The following is a 17,117-nucleotide window of genomic DNA, read 5'->3' on the forward strand; positions in this document are numbered from 1 at the left end:
GATCCTGTAAAAAATGCGGATACACATTCCCTTATCAAGGGAAGAAATATAGAGTGGAGATTAAGCATTCAGGGAAACGGATATCTCGTATTGTGAATAGTCTTGCACTTGCCCGAGAAATAGAAGTAGCTCTCAAGGCTGATCTCATTAGAGGCGAATTAAATATAGAAAAGCCTAAGCAAATCCCCTCCTTAGATGAAGTATGGGCAAAATATCTTCCCTATGCAAAAGAAAAGAAAAAGTCTTGGCGGACAGATGCTTATTATTATAAGGCTCATATTCAGCCTAAATTTGGTTCAAAACGCTTAGATAATATTACCCCTTTTGATCTAGAAAAATTAAGAATAGAACTCCATAAAACAAAGACTAGAAGGGGAGATTACTTTAAACCCGCCACAATTAAACATATTTTGATAATTATAAGAAGGCTTTATAATCTTGCTATAAAATGGGGAATGTATCACGGAGAGAATCCAGTCTCAAAAATAACTCTACCTAAAGTTGATAATGAAGTAGTGCGTTATTTAACTCCCGAAGAACAAGACAGATTATTAAGGACTCTGGATAATTGGCCATGTAGGGAGTCCGCATGTTTTGTAAGATTTGCTATGCTCACTGGCCTTAGAAGAAGTGAACTTTTTAGACTAAAGTGGGAGGATATAGATTTTACCAAGAAACTTATCACAATAAAAGGACCTAAGGGAGGGAAAACCGTTACCATCCCTGTTTCCTCAGAGGCTCTTAAGGTTCTTAAAGAATTGTGTGTAGTCTCAGAGTATGTATTTCCAGGGAAGAATGGGGAAATGAGGAAGGATTTTAAAGGGCCATGGTTAAGGATTAAAAAAGCAGCAGAATTACCAGATTATTTCCGTTTTCATGATTTAAGACATCACTTTGCCTCTACTCTGGTATCTAAAGGAGTGCCAGTGGAAGTAGTATCAAAATTGCTAACACATAAAGATTTAAAAACTACTCAACGTTATGCTCATCTCTCGCCAGCTGCTTTAAGAGAAGCTGCGGAAAAAGCAGCAGAACTTATAAGATCCTCCTCAAACAAAATAATAAAAATACAAAATATGGAGTAATTGATGGGTATCAATTAATTCTTGCGGGAGATAGGGTGCCGCGGCCCGAAAAGTCAGGAATCCCCACCTGGCCTTCTCCCGCTCTAAATATGGGGGCCTAGGGGAGGGCATTATGACTGCTATTGAACAAAAATTCATTGATTGGCTTAAAGACCAACCACTTCCAGTTGATGATCAAGTCTTTGAAGAAAATACACGACAGTTTCTTCAATTACTCAAACAAAACTTGCCTAATGATTGGCCTAATACATTACAAGGATACATGACTGGAGTATACTTATTACCAGTGTTCCCTATTAGGAAATGCAATTGGGATGAGATGTCAATCTACCTTATAGCTGTTCGTCAAATATTATTAGGTGAAATTGATTTTTTTTCATCTCTAAACAAAAAAATTGGTGCAATAATGGATCTTTTATTTAACTTATTTACAGAAGTGTTGATTAGTGTTGTAAGGAAAGATCATTGCGTATGTAACGAAGACAAAAAGGCTGTTCAAAAGGGATACTTGAATAATTTTATATTCAGTAAAATATACTGGGATACTTGTTGTTTTGTACTCAACGATTATTGTTTTAAACCGAAAAAAATACAAGACACAATTCAAAAATATGCCACTCCTGGTATAGATATGCCTTTAATTAGCGATTTTTCGTTTTTTGGATCAAACCTTGGCATTTTGAAACACTCAAAGCCTGGGGATCTTTATTTTTGGAATATGAACTATGGTAATATTAAGATTACCCCACTGGATACGTTAGAAGAAGAATCAGAAATTCCTACCATTGCTGAAAGATCCCCGTGGATTCCATGGGAATTTGAAAGAGTATGGTGGGCTATAATTTATTTATTTGATGTGCTGGTAAACCATCTTTTATTTGTTAATACATTAATTTCTAAAGGAGAAGTAGATTGTGTTGGTCACGAGCTAGCTTATTTTGACCACTATAAAAAACAATATCAATCTAGGATTAAAGATTTCATAAAAGATTCTGGATTACACAATCCCCTTGATGACCCCACATTGCTAACCATATATTCTGAAGAACTTTCAAAACTGAGTATTAAGATTGGAGAGCTTTGTCTTATAGTTTTAGGAGACAAGATTCCCTTTATCTCTCTGCATGCTCACCAAAAAATTTCAGCCCTCTACGCAAAATACAGACCTAAAAATCAAGAGGATAAAGAGAAAATTTTAAAATATGCAGCGAAAAAAAGAGAACAAAATCCAAATGTTACAAACTATCAATTGGCGGAGGAAATATATGAGGAATTGGTTTTAGCTATGGCTGATTTAAATGAGTCTATGAAAAAAAACAAGGAGCCAAAAAAATCCAATCTAATCTTAAAACTTGGACTTACGGGTCTTAAAGGGAAATCTAAGCCTTACACCTCTAGAACTATTTTTAATTGGTTACGTTCTAGTTAAGGTTTCTGAAAAATGCCCTTTTTCGGGACAACCCCCTTTTTCAAATAGATAATATAGGAATTTTAAATAGAATTAAAGCTAACGAAAAATGAAAAAGGAGGAATTATAAATGGAAGAGAAAGTAACTAGACGTTATGTGAGAATATCTCAACTTCCAAAAGATTTTCCTATAAAACCAGGAACGTTGTATATTTGGCGTCATACTGGGCGCTATCCTCAATTATTTTCTAAGATAGGAGGTGCACTTTTTATTGATCTTCAAGAATGGGAAAAAATGGTGGAAGAAAGAAAAGGACGTAATAAATAAAAGAGGCCCCCTTTACAGAGGCCCCGAATCCTTTTGCCCCCTACCAGGTTGCCGCCCCCAGGGGGTAAAGGGAACACATAAGGCTATGGCGCATCTATTTTTATACGCCAAGAGAGGTAGGGTCACCCTCTTTTTCAAATAGAGGGTTGAGACCTATCTACCTCCACAGCCCTTTACTTTTTTTAGCATAGCAAAAATCAGATAGCAAGATATCAAAACAAGCCAAAAAGCACATAATGGGCATTTATTTTGTGTTTGTTATATGACAAGAGTGACAGAAAAAGTTGATACCGAAGTGTATAATTTCTTTACCAGTAAAAAGACTATTAAGGATAATTTTCTATTCACAATTATATAAGAGTAAGAAATCTCTTGTCACTCCTGTCATTCTTGTCATTATAAGTAATTTAGGTGGGTTATGTGTGACAAGAACTGTGACAAGAAAAAATCGCTCTTGTCACTTCTTGTCATAAAGAAAAAACCTTTAAAAATATGAAAAGGAGTATAATGGAAAGAATAACGGCTGAATATATAGCGCAACAACTAGGCAAAGCGAAAAAATATAAAAGCGGTTGGTTATGTCTTTGCCCTGTTCATGATGACACCGATCCTTCCTTAAGCATAAAAGAAGAAAATGGGAAAATACTAGTCCATTGCTTTGCAGGATGTCCTTCAGGACAAATAATTAATAGATTAAAGGAGTTAGATTTATGGCCAAGCAGCAAGTTTAATAACTCCAAAAAGAAATATATTTCATTACCTTTGGGCATTTCGTATAAATGGAAAGGTAAAGTAGCTGTTAATTATTGGAAATATGAAGGCGCAGATGGAAACATTTTGGGTTATGTAGTTAGATATGAAGACAAAAATGGTAACAAAGAGGTAATCCCTTGGTTTAACAAGGAAGGGGGAAAATGGAAAGTGGGAGCACCCAAACGCTCCCGCCCGCTCTATAAACTAAAAGACATCTACCAAAATATTAACTCAGTCATAGTAATTTGCGAAGGGGAAAAATCGGCATCTGCTGCTCAAAAATTATTAGGGCAAAAATACGTTACTACCACTTCTCTTGGAGGATCAAATGGAGCTAAAAAAGCTGACTGGAAACCTTTAGAAGGCAGGAAAGTAATAATTTGGCCTGATGCAGACACGCCAGGCATTAAATATGCTCAAGATGTCTACAACAAACTTAAATCAATTTACGTTGAGGTCCTGGGCATAGTTGATCCAATAGCTTTAGGATTTGAGATGGGGTCTAAAAAAGACGCTGCTGATTGGCCCTCCACTAAACCCCTATCCGATCCCCTTCCCATGGTAGATTCTGAGGTTTTCTTTAGAAAATATAAAGGAAAAGGGAAGGGGAATAACACATCTCAATTAGACATCCTTAAACAACTAACTGAAAAAATAGAAGTATTTCACGATTCTCTCCAAGAAGGATACGCCAAAATTTTTATTAATGATCACTACGAGGTTTGGCCCATTAAATCTTTCGCATTTAAACAATGGCTAGGGAGGGAATTTTATGAAAAAACTGGAAAGGTTGCTAACAGCCAAGCAATATCTGAGATACTTAATGTTATAGAAGCAAGAGCTTTTTTTGAAGGAGAAGAAAGGGAAGTCTTTATTCGTGTGGGTTATAAAGACAATGCAGTTTATTTAGACCTAGGAAATGAAAAATGGGAAGCAGTTGAGATAACGAAAGAGGATTGGCGCATTGTTCAAAGTCCCCCTGTAACCTTTAGACGTCCTAGGGGGATGTTGCCCCTACCTAAACCAACTCAGAATGGAGATATAAGGAAATTAAGACCTTTCCTTAACATTGGAACAGAGGAGGACTGGATATTAGTAGTATCCTGGTTAGTTTTTTCATTTAGTCCTAAAGGTTGTTATCCTATTTTGGCAGTTCATGGAGAACATGACTCTGGAAAAAGCACTTTGTGTAAAATGTTACGAATGCTTATTGATCCAAACAAAGCCAATATGAGGAGCAAACCTAAGAACGAGGAGGACTTTATTATAACAGCCCATAATTCTTGGATAGTAGGACTCACCAATTTATCTTCTATCCCCCCATGGCTTTCAGACAGTATGTGTAGAGTAGCTACTGGAGAAGGATTTTCTACCAGGAAACTTTACAGTAATTATGAAGAAGTGATTTTTAATCCCTGTAGGCCACAAATAATAAATGGCATCAATGAATTAATATCAAGACACGATTTAGCCAGTAGAGCCATCTTTATCAATTTGCCGTCTCTAGAAGATGAAAAACGAAAAGAAGAGGACGCGTTCAACTCAGAGTTTGAAAAAGTTAGGCCTGATATCCTGGGGGGATTGCTTGATGCAGTTGTCATGGCCCTAAGAAACAAACCACATGTAAAGTTAGATAGCAAACCAAGGATGGCTGACTTTGCTTTATGGGTAGTTGCTGCTGAACCTGCATTACCCTGGGAAGAAGGTGAATTTTTAAAGGCATACAATAATAACAGGTGTGAGATAATTCAAAAATCAGTGGAAGCTGACTTTGTAGGTAACGCTATTCTTAAGTGGTTTAAAGGAAAAGAGAGATGGGAGGGGACCGTAAGTGAGTTGTTAAATGAATTAGAAGAATTAGTGGGAGAAAAGATAATCAGGCAAAAAGGTTGGCCAAAAAATGCTAATTCTTTAGGGAGAAAACTACCTAGAATAACAAAATTCTTAAGGTCACTAGGAATAGACATAAAACAAAAAGCAAGAACCCAAAATAAAAGGATTATTGAGATAACCAATATCTGTGACAAGAGTGATAAGTATTGTGACAAGAAAAATTTTCTCTTGTCACAACATAACTCTCTAAAATTATTTAAAAATGACAAGAGTGACAACAGTGACAAGAAAATCCTTTCTCTGGATATAAAAGACAAACAAAAAATAACTAACCCACCTCAACAACCTTGTTTCTCGTGTAAGAAGTATAAATGGTGGCTAAGTACAGTTGGTAATTGGATATGTGAAAACTGCAATCCACCAGCGGATGAAAGCCTGGTTGTCTATCGTATATCCAAAGAGGAGGCAAATTGTAATGAATAGAATGGATAAATACGAACAGGAAACAATTATTATTTTTAATGAGAACGATGGAGAGGCTGAGATTTACACAGCATCTCCCAGAGTGGCAAAGGTCCTTATAAGTAGGGGCCTTGAGCCATATAAGACAGAATTTTTAAAAGGCAAAAAGACAGGATGGTTTTTTAAACTGCCAAGACACTCTGTGATCTTGAACCCATCTAACAAAATAATCCGTATAGGAGGACGTCCAAAAAGGGGTGGTTTTGGCCTTGGTGCATCTTGTAACTCATTAAAATCATTGGACGCAAAAAACGCTACTAACACATGAAAACGAAAACATGATGTTTATTATGGGTTAGGTTTTTAAAAGTCGAAAAAATGCAACTGTGAAGCATTTAAGAGGAGGTTTAAAGTATGCTAAGAGAAGATTTAAGTCCCACAACAAAAGAAACAATCAAACAAAACGACCTAGAGGAACTAAAAAAGGATCTAAAGGACATGCTTGGGCTTTTGAAGTATCACCTGGACGATGTGGCTAATCATGTGGGTAATTATCTTGCTCTTGAGAGGGCAATTGAGGAGGGGGATGCTTTTTTGGTTCTTAAATCTAATACTGACAAGCCTAGAGACCTTCAGGAGGCAATTTTCGCCCTTGAGTATTTACTTGATTGCGCTGATGACATCAAGCCAATGGTGTTGGAGTCCATACAAAACAAAATATCCGAGTTAAGCAAAAATGTGGTTGATGTTTGTCAATTTGTTGATGAGGAATTAAATATTAAAAAATCTCAGTAAAAAGGGGGAATGTATGGGGAAAATAGACGATTTAAAGGCCAAGATAATATACGAATCAGACACTAAACGCTTTCACAGGTTCAAGATATTTAGTCCAGACGGATCTATTACTGGCACTGTATATTTTTCAAAATCATTTAAAAAGCTCCCTAAAATTGTGGTATTGGAGAATGAGAGAAGCTCCCAAGATGAAGATATGAGATAACTCAATAACTATACTGAATCATATTCCCAAGCAATAAGATGAGTTGGGCGCCCTTGTGGGCGCTTTTTTAATTCCCAAAATTTTTTCTTTTCCACATAGACACTTAGTAGGTATCCCCTTAAAAGTTCTCCTCTATGTCCTGGCTCTTTTATTATGCAACGTTTATTCAACAAAAATGCAAAATTGTCCAAGAAAAAGTAGACGCTATTAGACAAAAATTAGACATGCTGATTTTTTTCATTATGCAAAGCTATTCAAGAAAAATTCAATATGTGGGTCCTTCCTATGTTGAAAAGGACAGGGGTCGCCACTAGCCCGAGCTATCCCTGCATATATTTTTGAAATTTGGAATGGAAATGGAAATATCGCAATATTTACATTTAGTGCTATCAAATTTAATTGCAAAAGCGCCCGAACTATGCGCCACGTTGTGCCGTATCCAACCATCATCTAAGAAGGACCCATTTTCCTACGTGTCTTGAAATAAAATAAAAAATAGTGAGTGATGTAATTTTCATTGTAAATTGACCCAGTTTGGACCGCATCTCAATTTAGAAGGTAGGATCCAAAAAGCAACTTATAACTTGTCCAATACACTATTGGAGGAGAACACAAATGTATTATTTGGATTATCTTTTTCCCCTGAAATATTTTATAAAAACGTTAATAAAAAAGTGTTTGTTCACAACCCTTTCCTTAGACCTTAATTTTTGTTTAAATTTGCCCTAAGCAATACATTACAGTAACTTCATACCTACTCCATCCTATTTCTCAAAAAAGATTTGCCAATTATAAAAGCATGATATATCTTTTCTCCATCTCAAATAGAGTTGCTAATGTTTTTGTTATTATCTCATCAAAACAATTAGCATTATCTCCCTCTATTCTTAATTTTGATATCCCTACAAAACGACTAACCAAATAAGCTGCAAGATCAGCTAACTGTAGTCCGCAAATCAAGGAAGAGTTCGCTTCTATAGGAGAGCCTCCCACCAAAAAGTCAATGTTAAGAGAATCATTGTAAAATGTTAATTCTTTTTTATCATTTTTATCTTTATCAATAAATAAAATTGCTGATGGTATTTTTTCTTTGTATAATCGCTCTATTAAACTATTAATAAAAACTATTTTTAACCCCTTTTTTTTATTTTTAGGAATTTTATCAATTTTATTTTCTTGTTTTGCTTTATTTATTATTTTTGCATAGTCCGAATCCGGTATATAAACAAAATAAAAAACTTTAACAAATTTTATTAATAATTGATTCATATACTCAAAAATATCTATTCTATCTTCATAACTTACTTTATTCCATTGAGACTTTCTATTAGGATTTACTACTTCTGTAGAGTGAAATTCGGAAACTCCTAATTTAGTTAATTTTTTACTTATATCTATTTGACTATAATCTTCTGAATCTATTAGAATACCACAGTATATACTTAAATTTTCAACAATATCTGGATTAGGTTGACCATGAATATCAGTATCATCACCAAAAATAAGCACTCTTCCACGTACATTAAGTTCGTCTAAAATAGAGTATAATTTTTTCATAAACTAATTTCCTCTCATCTTGAAACCAGTACAAACGACATCTTTTCTGACATATGGGGCTTGTTAGGTTATGAACTCCTTATAAATCCTTCTTAAAAAAATTGCAGTTTCTACATCTTCACAAAATATGTAGGTACCTTTTATCCCTCGAGTTAAGAAAATCCTATAGCGGTTTATTAACAGTTTCAAGGCCTGCTTTTTCGCCACAGTATCTTCTTTTTTTGCTTGGGAGAGTACAACTTTTAAACTGGGCTTACCGATATTATCCTCGCAATTTTTCCCAATTTCCCATTTCCCATTACAATATATAAAATCTCTTCCCCAAACAATTCCTGCAAAATCCGTTTCAAATCCCTGGCAACCATATATGGATGCACACTTTTCAAGTCTGTTCGATTCTCCCTTTACCCAGAAAGGAACATAGTCTTTTTTAGGATCCATAAGCCAATATATTTTTTTGCCAAAATTTTGATAACAGTTAAATCCAGAATATAAAGGATAACCTATTCTTAAATTTTTAATAGAAGTATTATTTTTAAAATCTCCTGGAGATTCCGTAAATGCTGCAATTAGAGCCACCTTAAATCCGATGTCTCTTTTTGCTTCCAATGCAGAGAGTAGTTCCTCAATGCTTTCAAATACTATAAAATCGTACTTCCCTTTCCAGGGATTTATAAGTTCTATAGAAATATTTGCTGGATTATTCAACAAGGCTTCTACAAAATTATGATACTGCTCTCCTCCTTCCACTCTATAAAACCCTCTTAAAAATCGCTCTTTTATAGTCTTTCCTTGTTTTCGTGACTCATCTTTAAAGTTATCTGTGTAACCCTCCTCGTCCGCATTCAGTATTTGACCTTCATCGTAAAAGAGAACAGTTATTTTACCCCTTTTTAAAGCATAATGGATATTTTCTTTTGTCATTCTTTGTGCTTCATCATAAATAACAATGTCTAACTTTTGTCCTCGGAAGTTTTTTTCGGCCACTCCTATATAATTTGCTCTGGGGCCAACTGAATAAAATTTAATTGGGTTACTTAGTCCCCGTTTAATTGAATCAAAAATATTTCTAATTGAATTTATCAATCTATTATTACGATAGGAAAGCAATGTTTGATATCCTTTAGCAAGGGAAGATAGCATAAGATGAATTGCAACTAAAGTTTTACCAGACCCTGGAACACCCTGTATAAGATAAACTATACCTTCTTTACCAGATTTAAGGTCATTAACTATCTCTTCTATGAGTTTTAATTGCTCTATGGATAATCCCCATCCCTTTTCTGCCAAGGTTAAATAGCTCTGATTTTTTATTTCCTCAAAATGTTTTTTTATCGCATCAAATAATTTTTTTGATTGTTTATATTCACCATTTAAAAAATCATAAATAAGCTGTTCATCTAAAGGTGATTTAAAAATAGATAGAATAAAATCCCTAACTTGTTGCGTATCATTCTTATAAAAACATATAACTCTTTCAAAATCTAAATTGATTGAGTCTGGAGTGGCGTTATACATTAAGACTGCGGGAATTATGTCAAAGTGTTCAGATTCTGAATGGGAAAATTTTATTTTCCCAACGTAGTTTTCAACTTGATATTCTGGATGGACTGTTTCATTAATGTCGCTTTTAACAATAAAAGCAGTTTTTGTTTTTTCAGCATATTTCCATCCTTTTAACTCAAAAATGACAACTTTAGGTCTGTCTTTTTCATATTTTCCAAACATCAAAAGGTCTATTCTTTCATTGCTAAACGGCAATCTATACTCAAAAGCAATAGTTAGATTGTAAATTTCAGTATCATTTAAAGTATTCTGCAAATATTTTACTGAAGACTCCCATGCTTTTTGTTGCTTAATATCGGGATATTCACCGTAGACTTGTTTAAAATTATCCTTGAATTGATTTAATACAACTCTGTAGTCTGCGTTCGTAAATTTTTTAATTTTATCAATGTAAATACAATTCATTTTTGCTATACTCCTTGAGTTTGCACCTACAGTTTTTCGGATATTTGAGGTTAGCAGAGCGAATCGGAGAGTTGTGTAGCGAAGTTCCCTCTTTAATGTTGAAACAACATATAAACGTATTCCCTAAAGATTACTTGTTCCAAAATTAGACTTTTTAATATGTATTTTGTATATGCCGCACGATATCATTACATGAAAAATATCAACTAAACCTGGAGATTCTCCTAAATCTATCTCTTCAAGTTACCCATCTCTCTCTATTTTTATCCTACATCCTTTTAGATACTTATTACAATATACTGTTTCAGGCAGGTCAACCTTAAAAAGGTACTAGTTTAGCCTACTCCCTATTGTCTTTAGTTTTTTATAACTGGAATAATATACAGTTTGTTTTGTAAAATTTTCGTCAAATTTCATTTTGACAATAAGGCACCCCCTTTAAATTAGGACCAATGATCTCCACAAGAGGACAGTTTGAGGAGGGAGAGGAAAAACTTTAAAAGGTATTTCAAACAAAAACAAGGCGCACTATAGGCGCACCTTATTTTAAGGTTTAATGATTTTATTTTATAACTATCTGATTTTTCTTACGCGCCCGGGAGGATTCGAACCCCCGGCCTACGGATTAGAAGTCCGTTGCTCTATCCTACTGAGCTACGGGCGCGTTAGAAAAGGACTATATAAAGTGTTTGTAATTTGGTCAAGAGTTTGTTAAACAAAATTTTTTGTAATGAGGAGTAAACCCTGTTTTTTCTAAGGAGGATATCTTGAATAGAGAGCTATTTCCCAATATTCCTTCTGTGGATATAATATTAAAATCTGTGGACTCTGAAAAAAATTTAAGCAACATTCCAAGGACAATTATAAAAGAGAAAATAAATCAATTTTTGGACAAAGTAAGACAAGATATAAAAGATGGCAAAATTAAGACCAGAGAACAACTTTTAGTATGTGTGGATAAGAGCTCAGTTCTAAATTTTTTAAAAAAATCCACAAGGCCAAAATACAGAAGGGTTATTAATGGAACAGGGGTTGTAGTGCACACAAATTTGGGTAGATCACTCCTTTCTCAACATGCAATAGATGCAGTGATAAAAGGATGTACAAGCTATACCAATCTTGAATTTTCCCTAGATACTGGAAAGAGGGGTAGCAGGTATTCTTTGGTTGAAGACCTGCTTTTGGAACTAACTGGAGCAGAGGCTGGATTGGTTGTAAATAACAATGCAGGGGCTGTGTTGATTGTGTTAAATACCCTGGCAAAGGGAAAAGAGGTCATTGTCTCCAGGGGAGAGTTAATTGAAATAGGGGGTTCTTTTAGAATCCCTGATGTCATGAGAAGTAGTGGTGCTATTTTAAGGGAGGTTGGAGCAACCAACAGGACCCATTTACATGATTATGAACAGGCCATATCCCCGAATACTGGGGCCTTGTTTAAGGCCCATACATCAAATTATAGGATAATTGGTTTTCACAAGGAAGTTTCCATTGAAGAGATGGTTGAGCTGGGAACTAGATATGATTTGCCAGTTATTGAAGATCTGGGCAGTGGAAATTTTTATGAATTTCCAGATTGGTTAAATATTGACGAGCCAACAGTACAGGACAGAATAAAAAAAGGTGCCAGTGTTGTTTCTTTTAGTGGGGATAAACTCCTTGGAGGACCACAGGCAGGAATTATTGTTGGTAAAAGGCAGTATATAGAAAAAATCAAAAAAAATCCTTTAAATAGGGCCCTTAGAATAGATAAAATGACCCTTGCTGCCCTAGAGGCAACTCTAAGGCTATATAAAGACAAGGATCTGGCGGGAGAAAATATCCCAACACTTAAGCTGATACTCACACCTGTTTCTACTCTTCAGTCCAGGGCAAAAAGGCTCGTGAAAAAATTAAAGCAAGATTTAGGTGAGTTGTATTCCTTTGGAATAAAAAAGGGAAATTCCCGTGTGGGTGGTGGTGCAAGCCCTGAAAAAGACCTTCCCACCTATCTTGTTTCAATTAAGCCAGGTTTTGTTGAGAATTTGGATGTTTTTAGGTCAGTTCTCCTTGATACTGATCCGCCAATTGTTGGTATAATTGAAGATGATTATTTTATGTTGGATGTTAGGACCTTACTTAAAGATGATTTGCCTGTTATTCCCAACGTGTTAAGGGAAGCGTATAAAATTATTTGTGGAGACTAGGAGGACTAAAAGTATGGAGCTTATACACAAACAAAAGACTTGCTATGAGATTTATAAGGACCATGAAGATAAAATTGATGGTTTTGCACTAGATTATATAGATTTTTTAAATAAATGCAAAACAGAGAGGGAAACAGTAGCCTGGATTGAAGATAAATTGATAAAATTGGGAATATCCACTGATGCAAAGGAGCCTGTTTTTTACAGAAAATTCAAAAACAAGAGTATTGTATTGGTAAGAAAAGGAAAAAGATCTTTAAAACAAGGTCTTAGGATAATTGGGGCACATCTGGATACACCGAGACTTGATTTTAAACAACATCCCATATATGAAAATACTTACCTTGCAATGGTAAAGACCCACTATTATGGAGGAATAAGAAAACATCAGTGGTTTTCCATTCCATTGGCTATACATGGTGTTGTTGTAAAGATAGATGGAACAAAAATTGATATTATAATTGGTGAAGATGCAAAAGATCCTGTGTTTGTTATTCCAGATTTGTTGCCCCATCTTGCATACAAACAAATGGAAAAAAAACTATCTGATGCATTTGAAGCAGAAAAGATGAATGCAATAATTGGATCTGTTCCATGCACAGACAATAGTGATGTTGAGGACAAAATAAAATTTGCAGTTCTTGATTTACTTAATAAAAAATATTCAATTACAGAGGAAGACCTGTATAGTGCTGAACTTCAGTTTGTACCAGCATATAAGGCAAAATTTGTTGGATTAGATGCATCACTCATTGGTGGATATGGACAGGATGATAGGATCTGTGTCTTTTCTGGATTTAGGGCTTTTTTAGAACAAAGGGAACCAGAATTTACACAGATTTTAATTGGTTGGGACAAGGAGGAAATTGGATCAGAAGGGGCATCTAGCGCAAGATCAAGGTTTATTGAATATCTTATACAGGAAATAATTGATGAGAGTGGCGAGTTGTGCACAATTGCAGAAGTGTTTTTAAATACCAGGGCGATATCAGCAGATGTACATGGTGCCCTTGATCCAGATTATCAGGAACTTCACGATAAGTTAAACTCTTCTAAATTGGGATATGGACCAGTCTTTTGTAAATTTACTGGTCATCGGGGTAAGGTTGGGGCTAATGACGCAAATGCTGAATACATAGCTTTTTTAAGGGAGAAACTAAATAAAAAGAACATCCCGTGGCAGATGGCAGAGTTGGGAAAAGTGGATGAAGGTGGTGGAGGTACTGTTGCCAAATTTTTAGCTAGATATGGGATGGATATAATAGATTTTGGACCAGGAATTCTGGGAATGCACAGTCCTTTTGAAATAAGCAGTAAATATGATTTATATGCAACTTATCTCGCCTATAGAGAGTTTTTTAATTAAGGATTTTCTAGGAGATTTTTATGGTTAGTTTGGACCAAAAATTACTGCAGGGGGAGGATTACAATATGTTACTTGCATCGGAGAAGGCAAGTGTAATAACTGTGTTAAGTTATCTAAAAAGGATAGGGGTTCCAGAAGATGGTAGATGGCAGACATTGATTTTATATCTCAGGTATATTTCTGATTATAACTATTTGACATTGTCACAAAAGCAGCAGATCCAGGAACTTTTAATAAGTGTTATAAAGAAGAAAAAATTTGATTTCTCCGAGTACAATAGAGTGAATAAACGCCTGGGAGACATACTTTTTGAACCTTATAAAAATAAGTTATCAGAAGTGTTAAATGAATTTTCTGAATTAGTTAAAAAATTTGCTGAAGTATCTCAGTTAAGAAAAAAGCATATAGAAAACCTTGAACAAAAGACAATAGATATAATTGAAAAGACAGATGATATAGAACTTGCAATAAAGAAGATAAAAAAGTCTTTTAAAAATGTCATAAATATATTAGATGAGGATATAAGAAAATTATATGAAGACGTGAAATTAGATGGCCTTACTTCCTTATATAACAGAAAATTTTTGGACATCTATTTAGATAGCATTCTTAAAAAATGTTCAAAAAATAAACTTCCATTTTGTGTATTAATGTTTGATATAGATGACTTTAAAAACATAAACGATAAATATGGACATAGAGTGGGAGACCAGGCTTTGATTATTGTTTCAAGAATAATTAAAGGCATGTGTGAGAAATTTTTAATAGAAAAAAACAAGGGCAATTTATTCCCAGCAAGGTATGGTGGAGAAGAATTTTGTATACTTTCAGAGGGACTTGATTCAAAGGAGGGATTTGATCTTGCGGAAAAGATAAGAAAATCCGTGGAAAGATATAATTTTATTGTTAGAGATTGTGATGGAGAGGTAATAGAGACAGGCGTAAAAATTACAATTAGTGGTGGTGTCTCATCTACCTATGATGGCCAAAAATCCGGAGAAGAGTTGATTGATGAAGCAGATAGAGCTATGTATCGGGCTAAGAGGTCAGGGAAAAATAGGGTAGAGGTGTATAGATCCAATGGTTAATTTTGGGAAACTTATCAATGTACCTAAGGATAAAATCCAATCAAATGGGAGTTGGCTCTTCTCAAAACTCATTTCAGAAAGACTAAATATAGAGCCTTTTAAGAAAAAAACTTTGTATCCCATTATAGTTGAAGAAAAACAAGACTACTTTGATCTTATTTTTGGATATGAGGTATTACAGTCAATATCTGATCCTTATGTCCCTGTAATAATAGCTGACATGGATGATCTTTATAAAGGGCTTATAAATCTGGAATTTATAGACTCAGAATTTAAAAATTCTGGGAAAATAATAGTTTGTGCAAGGTATTTTGATAAAGTTTTAAGCAAAGGGAACAGAGAAAAGGAGTTTTTTGGTATCTTTGATACTATTTTGAACAAAAAGGAAATTTCTAATTTATTGGAATGGGTATCACTTCCAGAAGACTTTGATGATATATTGATAAATGAAAATGTTTCAATAGATGTTGTTGAAGACCTAAAAAAATTTAGCTATGATGAAATAGTATATATTATTCCATTTTTTCAAAATATTAAGTGGGGAAAAAATAAATCAAAAATATTTTTAGAACTTTTATATAAGTTGAAAAAGAGAGATAAAGTCAATGTAAAAACCATACTTACTCCCATATCTCATCTTTTAGAAAAAGATTTGTCTCCCAATGACAAGATTCAAAACATACTAAATTACTTAAGAGACAACTGTTTCCCAAATATTAGGTCTTTGGAAAAAGAATTTATGGTTAGGGTTTTTAATTTAACAGATAAAAAAAGAATAAAGATTACTCATTCCAATGGATTTGAATTAGATGAGATATATCTTGAAGTCACACTTGATGATTCTTATACTATAAAAGAGCTTATAGAAGACCTAAAAAATAAGAGCAGTGAGTGGGACGAATTTTATACATGGTACAAATCTAAATTAAATACAGAGTAGTTTTTCTAAATGGATGATATTTTAAAAAAAAGTATACAAACCATATTTATAGATAATGAAGTAAAAGACAGTGAGATATCAAAATCTGCTTTCAAGAATGCAGGATCTATCCCCATAATTTATGGTGATTTTTCAAGCCTTGAGCCAAGTGATTTTAAAAAAGACTGTGTATATTTACTAAAATATCGTGGGAGATTTTATAAAAATTGTCCAGGAACCAAATTTTATAATTGTTGTGGTTATAAAATACTCCATATAGGAGAAGGTTGTCCTTTAAATTGTTCATATTGTATATTAAAGGCGTATTTCACACATAACACCATAAAGGTATGGGCAAATCTAAATGATCTTTTTTCTGAATTAGAAGAAATATTTAATACCAATAGATTCTTCAGAATTGGTACTGGTGAATTTACAGATTCCCTGGCCCTGGAATCCCTTACAAATTATTCGTCTTATTTGATTGAGTTTTTGTCACAGTTTAGAAATGTAGTTCTTGAGTTAAAGACCAAGGTTGTTGATTTGTCCTGGACAGATGTGGTGAAAGATCCCCGCTTGGTCCTCCCAGCATGGTCCCTCAACGCAATAGACATCCCCATAAAAGAAGAGATATATACAGCTCCCCTTGAGGAAAGACTAAACGCTGCTGAAAGGTGTGCAGATATGGGCTTTAGGGTTTGTCTTCATTTTGATCCAATAATTTACTATCCAGATTGGGAGAGGGGATATAGTAAGACAATAGAGATGATTTTTGACTATTTAAAACCTGCAGACATTGCCTATTTAAGCCTTGGATCTTTTAGGGGCATGCCTCATCTTTTTAAATTCATAGAAGAAAATTGGCCAGAGTCTGATTATATTTATCATGGTGAGTTTATTAAGGGTATTGACGGAAAACTCAGGCTCTTTAGGCCCATCAGGATAAAACAATTCCGTTTTATGGTGAATCTCTTGAGAAAATATGGGGTTGATAAGCAGATATATTTTTGCATGGAATCTGATGAGGTATGGAAGGCTACTTTGGGTTACACCCCCAGGGATTTAGGTGGGCTTGCCAATCATTTACTCAGGCTTTCTTTTGCACCATTTCAATGAACCATATAATGGACCCCAAAAACTGGACAGAGGAATAAGGTGGATGTT

Annotated in this window: 14 protein-coding genes and 1 tRNA gene; 12 read left to right on the top strand and 3 right to left on the bottom strand. The window is 34.4% G+C overall.

The genetic code is table 11. The features are described 5' to 3' along the window. Positions 1-53 precede the first annotated feature (53 nt). The 7 genes from ACYQ0O_RS02420 (at position 54) to ACYQ0O_RS02450 (ending at position 6,869) form a co-directional block, all read left to right on the top strand. Positions 54-1,085, top strand: a complete 1,032-nt coding sequence (locus ACYQ0O_RS02420) for a tyrosine-type recombinase/integrase (protein WP_459890284.1) — start codon at positions 54-56, stop codon at positions 1,083-1,085. 112 nt (positions 1,086-1,197) lie between these two features. Beyond that, positions 1,198-2,514 carry a hypothetical protein gene (locus tag ACYQ0O_RS02425; protein WP_459890286.1) on the top strand — a complete coding sequence of 439 codons (1,317 nt, stop codon included), beginning with the start codon at positions 1,198-1,200 and terminating at the stop codon, positions 2,512-2,514. A gap of 109 nt (positions 2,515-2,623) precedes the next feature. Next, a complete protein-coding gene (locus ACYQ0O_RS02430; protein ID WP_459890288.1) occupies positions 2,624-2,821 on the top strand; it encodes a hypothetical protein in 198 nt (65 codons plus the stop codon). 492 nt (positions 2,822-3,313) lie between these two features. Beyond that, a complete protein-coding gene (locus ACYQ0O_RS02435) occupies positions 3,314-5,890 on the top strand; it encodes a toprim domain-containing protein (RefSeq protein WP_459890290.1) in 2,577 nt (858 codons plus the stop codon). Then, positions 5,883-6,197 (top strand): hypothetical protein, encoded by a 315-nt coding sequence (locus ACYQ0O_RS02440; RefSeq protein ID WP_459890292.1) that lies wholly within the window; start codon positions 5,883-5,885, stop codon positions 6,195-6,197. Before ACYQ0O_RS02435 ends, ACYQ0O_RS02440 begins: the two co-directional genes overlap by 8 nt. Before the next feature lie 86 nt (positions 6,198-6,283). Further along, positions 6,284-6,664: a hypothetical protein gene (locus ACYQ0O_RS02445; protein WP_459890294.1), complete on the top strand. Its 381-nt coding sequence runs from the start codon at positions 6,284-6,286 to the stop codon at positions 6,662-6,664. Positions 6,665-6,677: 13 nt separating this feature from the next. Further along, positions 6,678-6,869 (top strand): hypothetical protein, encoded by a 192-nt coding sequence (locus ACYQ0O_RS02450; protein WP_075068519.1) that lies wholly within the window; start codon positions 6,678-6,680, stop codon positions 6,867-6,869. Between the two features lie 789 nt (positions 6,870-7,658). Here ACYQ0O_RS02450 and ACYQ0O_RS02455 read toward each other — a convergent pair. The 3 genes from ACYQ0O_RS02455 to ACYQ0O_RS02465 form a co-directional block, all read right to left on the bottom strand. Continuing rightward, positions 7,659-8,426 carry a DUF3800 domain-containing protein gene (locus tag ACYQ0O_RS02455; protein WP_459890296.1) on the bottom strand — a complete coding sequence of 256 codons (768 nt, stop codon included), beginning with the start codon at positions 8,424-8,426 and terminating at the stop codon, positions 7,659-7,661. Between the two features lie 63 nt (positions 8,427-8,489). Further along, the gene (locus ACYQ0O_RS02460) at positions 8,490-10,397 is read right to left on the bottom strand and encodes a DNA/RNA helicase domain-containing protein (protein WP_459890298.1); all 1,908 of its coding nucleotides are present in this window, start codon (positions 10,395-10,397) and stop codon (positions 8,490-8,492) included. Between the two features lie 590 nt (positions 10,398-10,987). Further along, positions 10,988-11,061, bottom strand: a tRNA-Arg gene (locus ACYQ0O_RS02465). A gap of 103 nt (positions 11,062-11,164) precedes the next feature. Between ACYQ0O_RS02465 and selA the strand changes: the two genes are divergently transcribed. The 5 genes from selA to ACYQ0O_RS02490 are packed head-to-tail and all read left to right on the top strand — an operon-like array spanning position 11,165 to position 17,069. Then, positions 11,165-12,580, top strand: a complete 1,416-nt coding sequence (gene selA / locus ACYQ0O_RS02470; protein WP_459890300.1) for an L-seryl-tRNA(Sec) selenium transferase — start codon at positions 11,165-11,167, stop codon at positions 12,578-12,580. Positions 12,581-12,593: 13 nt separating this feature from the next. Continuing rightward, positions 12,594-13,946 carry an aminopeptidase gene (locus ACYQ0O_RS02475; RefSeq protein WP_459890302.1) on the top strand — a complete coding sequence of 451 codons (1,353 nt, stop codon included), beginning with the start codon at positions 12,594-12,596 and terminating at the stop codon, positions 13,944-13,946. Between the two features lie 20 nt (positions 13,947-13,966). After that, a complete protein-coding gene (locus ACYQ0O_RS02480; protein ID WP_459890304.1) occupies positions 13,967-15,034 on the top strand; it encodes a GGDEF domain-containing protein in 1,068 nt (355 codons plus the stop codon). Next, a complete protein-coding gene (locus tag ACYQ0O_RS02485) occupies positions 15,027-15,974 on the top strand; it encodes a hypothetical protein (RefSeq protein WP_459890306.1) in 948 nt (315 codons plus the stop codon). Before ACYQ0O_RS02480 ends, ACYQ0O_RS02485 begins: the two co-directional genes overlap by 8 nt. Before the next feature lie 9 nt (positions 15,975-15,983). After that, positions 15,984-17,069: an SPL family radical SAM protein gene (locus ACYQ0O_RS02490; protein WP_459890308.1), complete on the top strand. Its 1,086-nt coding sequence runs from the start codon at positions 15,984-15,986 to the stop codon at positions 17,067-17,069. Positions 17,070-17,117: the final 48 nt, after the last annotated feature.

The organism is Desulfothermus okinawensis JCM 13304 (genome assembly GCF_054654515.1).